Origin of the sequence: Oerskovia sp. NPDC060287 (genome assembly GCF_042726775.1) — a bacterium.
Taxonomy (GTDB): domain Bacteria; phylum Actinomycetota; class Actinomycetes; order Actinomycetales; family Cellulomonadaceae; genus Oerskovia; species Oerskovia merdavium.
The window spans coordinates 1-3,626 of the sequence record NZ_JBHXBO010000334.1; the positions used below are offsets into that span (position 1 = coordinate 1).

Sequence of the window (3,626 nt, forward strand, 5' to 3'; positions counted from 1 at the left end):
TGCGCCGCCCGCCCCGCGCGTGGGGTTGCCCCCCCCCAACCGTTCTTTTTTTTTGCCCCCCCTTTTCGCCCCGTTCCCGCCCACAACCCACCACTTCTCGGCACGACGTGGGCAATCCGACACGACTCAGACGCGGGGACGCTTCAGGACGCTGTCAGGTCGCCGCGTGCCCCAAAGACCCCGGTCGTGGCGCCCAGGAGCTCGTGGTGCGCCGCCCGCGCCCCGGCGAGCTCGTCGAGTCGGTTCGCGAACCATCGAGCAGCGATCATCGCAGCGAGAGAGCATGCGAGGAGCGCAAGGATGTTGCCGAGGTCCTCCGTCCCGATGTTCCGGTTCCCTGACCAGAAGATGTCCGACCGTCCCAGCCCGACACCGACTGCGACCCCCAGGAGCACAGGCACCGACTGCCGGGTGCGCGACCACAGAGCCCCAGCCCCCAGCACGACGGCGACGGCCAGGGCGACAGTCGCATCGCCCAACGTGCTCGGCCCCGCGCTGGACCACCAGGGGGTCCCGAACCTCATGTCCCCGGACATCACCGTGACGTAGCCACCGAGGGCGAGCGCCATGCACCAAGCCGTGCCGACGGCGCGGCGCCAGCCGTGCCCAGGGGTCCGACAACGGGCGTGCTCCGCGACGACCACCACGTGCGCGACCAGTCCGAGCACCCATCCGAGCTCGAGGTAGGCGGTGTGCTCGCTGCCGGCCATGACGAGCGCTGAGACCGTGGCGATCCCCGCCACGGCCGCGGCCCCGACCAGGACGCGCCCCGTGCGAGCCAGCCCGCCGAGCAAGGCGACAATGCCTGCGCACCAGATCACCCACATCGCCACGGTCGGGACGGACGACAAGGTGTACGCGAGCAACGTGTCCTCGTCACCCACGACGGCGCCGCCACCGAGGAGCAACGACGCATAGGCGATCGCCCTGGCCGCGGGGATCACGAGAACTGCAGGAAGCAGCACGAACAGCAAGCCTGTCGCAGCGCGCCGTTCCCGAGCCGTCGCGCCCAGCGGGGCGAGCAGCCACTCCCTCGCCGCAGCGCGCAGCAGGTCGCGACGCTCGGCCGACGTCGGGCGAGACTGCCCCGGGCGGGCTCCGTCGAGCAGGTGGCCGAGCATCTCGGCCCCGTGCTCGCGCCGGTACGTGAAGGGGAAGAGGCGAACGAGCCGCCGGTAGTCGCGGACGAGCACGGGCGCGACAGGCAGCGGCTCGTCGGCGTGACCCGCGGTGTCGGGGGCGGCGGCGCTCACGCGGGCACCGGCCCGGCGCCCAGGCCCGACGGCGCAGCTCCCGTCGCGCGTCCGGGTGCGCTCGCTCGGGACTTCCCGCGGGCGCCCAGCCGTTCCAGGGCACGGCGCGCCTGGGCCTCGGCTCGGAGCGCCTCGGCCTCGAGCCGTGCCCCGCCCTCGGCCGTGAGCCGGTAGTACCGGCGCAGCCGCGAGTCGACGACCTCCTCGTGGTCGACCTCGACGAGCCCGGCCGCGGCGAGCCGGTCGATCGCGCCGTAGAGCGTCCCGACGCGCAGCGTGATGCGGCCGTCCGAGCTGGCCTCGACGTCCTTGGCGATGCCGTAGCCGTGCAGCGGTCCCGCGGCGAGCGCGGACAGGATGAGGAACGCGGGTTCCTGGAGCGGTCTGGATGCCATGCCGAGGAACATACTCTCGTCACGAATACATAGAGCGGCGACACTCCGGCGACGGACTCCTCGATCGTCAGCAGGCACGGGCGGCCTCGAGGACGAGGTTGCGGTCACTCTCGCCCGCTGGCGAACGCAACCTCGTTCTCGGCCGAGCAGATGCCGCCGCGCGACACGTCTCCACGGATGGCGCAATCCTTCACAATTAGTAAGAACTATGAAATTCTCTTCCATGCATCTGACCCGTACCAACGGAGGCATGGACATGACGCACCACCCGAGCGACCCCACGGCGGTCGCCCCCGCTCCCACCACCCCCTCGACCGAGGACACCGGCCTCGGGCGCCGCGGATTCCTCACGCTCGCGACCGCGGGCATCGCGGCCAGCACGCTGAGCGTGACGATCGGCTCCTTCTCCCCCGCCGCGGCCGCGGCCGCACCGGACCCGACGACGGGAGCGGCGCCGTCGGGCCCGGTGCCGCGCAAGCGCGAGCTGCGCGCCATGTGGATCTCGAGCGTCGTCAACATCGACTGGCCCTCGGCCGCGGGCCTGAGCGCGGAACAGCAGAAGGCCGAGTACCTGCACTGGCTCGACGTCGCCGAGCAGTACCGGCTCAACGCCGTGTTCGTGCAGGTCAGGCCCACGGCCGACGCGTTCTGGCCCAGCCCCTACGAGCCGTGGTCGCAGTACCTGACGGGGACCCAGGGCAAGGACCCCGGCTACGACCCGCTCGCGTTCGTCGTCGAGGAGTCGCACAAGCGCAACATCGAGATCCACGCCTGGTACAACCCGTACCGCGTCTCGATGCAGGCCGACCCCGCCCAGCTCGTCCCCGAGCACCCTGCCCGCCAGCACCCCGAGTGGGTGTGGGCCTACGGCGGCAAGCTCTACTTCGACCCGGGCCTGCCCGAGGCCCAGGAGCACATCCAGCGCGCGATCCTGCACTCGGTCGAGAACTACGACCTCGACGGCGTGCACTTCGACGACTACTTCTACCCCTACGCGGTCGCGGGGCAGACCATCCCCGACGCCCAGACCTACGCGACGCACGGCGCGGGCTTCGCGACAGTCGAGGACTGGCGCCGCCACAACGTCGACACGTTCGTGCAGTCGATCTCGCAGCGCATCAAGGCGACCAAGCCGTGGGTCAAGTTCGGGATCAGCCCGTTCGGGATCTGGCGGAACGTCTCGACCGACCCTCGCGGCTCGGCCACGAGCGGCTCGCAGTCCTACGACATGCAGTTCGCCGACACGCGCAGATGGGTCACCGAGGGCTGGCTCGACTACATCAACCCGCAGATCTACTGGCAGATCGGGCTCGCCGTCGCGGACTACGCGCAGCTCGTGCCGTGGTGGGCCGAGGTCGCGGCGCAGTCCGGCACGCAGCTCTTCGTGGGCGAGGCGCTCTACAAGGTCACGTCGGGCGTCTTCACCGACCCGGCCGAGATGTCGAACCACCTGACCTTCACGCAGCAGGTCGACGCCGAGGTCGCGCCCGTGCTGGGCAACGTCTACTTCTCGGCCAAGCACGTCCCCGCCGACCCGCAGGGCTCCATGACCCGGGTGCTCGAGGAGCACTACCGTCACCCCGCGCTCGTGCCCGCGATGCCCCGGCTCGGGGTCTCACCGCTGCGCGTCCCGGTCCTCGCCAACGCCCGGAGAGTCCCCGAGGGCGTCCGGCTGCACTGGAACGACACCGGGCCGCAGCGGACCCGGGCCACGGCCTTCGCGATCTACCGGGTCGAGGGCGAGGCCCGCCACATCGACATCGAGGACGCGGCCAACCTCGTCGCGACCGTCCGCACCTCCGGGCACGTCGTGCAGGACTGGGTGGACGAGACCGCGCTCACCGGACGCCGCTACACCTACGTGGTCACCGCGCTCGACCGGCTGTGGAACGAGTCGCGGCCGAGCCAGGTCCGCCGGGTCGTCTGACCTGACGCTCAGGGCTCAGGCCCGCCGAGAAGTGAGTAGATGCCCCCGATC

General features: G+C 71.1%; 3 protein-coding genes. 1 reads left to right on the forward strand and 2 read right to left on the reverse strand.

The features are described 5' to 3' along the window. Positions 1-143: 143 nt before the first annotated feature. Entirely contained in the window at positions 144-1,253 is a 1,110-nt protein-coding gene (locus ACFWFR_RS18455; protein WP_377624059.1) for a hypothetical protein, read from the reverse strand. After that, on the reverse strand, positions 1,250-1,648 hold the full coding sequence (locus ACFWFR_RS18460) for a PadR family transcriptional regulator (protein WP_191805165.1): 399 nt from the start codon (positions 1,646-1,648) through the stop codon (positions 1,250-1,252). Before ACFWFR_RS18460 ends, ACFWFR_RS18455 begins: the two co-directional genes overlap by 4 nt. A gap of 250 nt (positions 1,649-1,898) precedes the next feature. On the opposite strand from ACFWFR_RS18460, the gene ACFWFR_RS18465 reads away from it, so the two are divergent. After that, positions 1,899-3,575 carry a glycoside hydrolase family 10 protein gene (locus ACFWFR_RS18465; RefSeq protein WP_377624060.1) on the forward strand — a complete coding sequence of 559 codons (1,677 nt, stop codon included), beginning with the start codon at positions 1,899-1,901 and terminating at the stop codon, positions 3,573-3,575. The last annotated feature ends 51 nt before the right edge of the window (positions 3,576-3,626 follow it).

Coding starts and splice junctions, on each gene's coding strand:
- ACFWFR_RS18460 (WP_191805165.1), bottom strand. CDS start 1,648: ATGGCATCCAGACCGCTCCAGGAACCCGCGTTCCTCATCCTGTCCGCG.
- ACFWFR_RS18465 (WP_377624060.1), top strand. CDS start 1,899: ATGGACATGACGCACCACCCGAGCGACCCCACGGCGGTCGCCCCCGCT.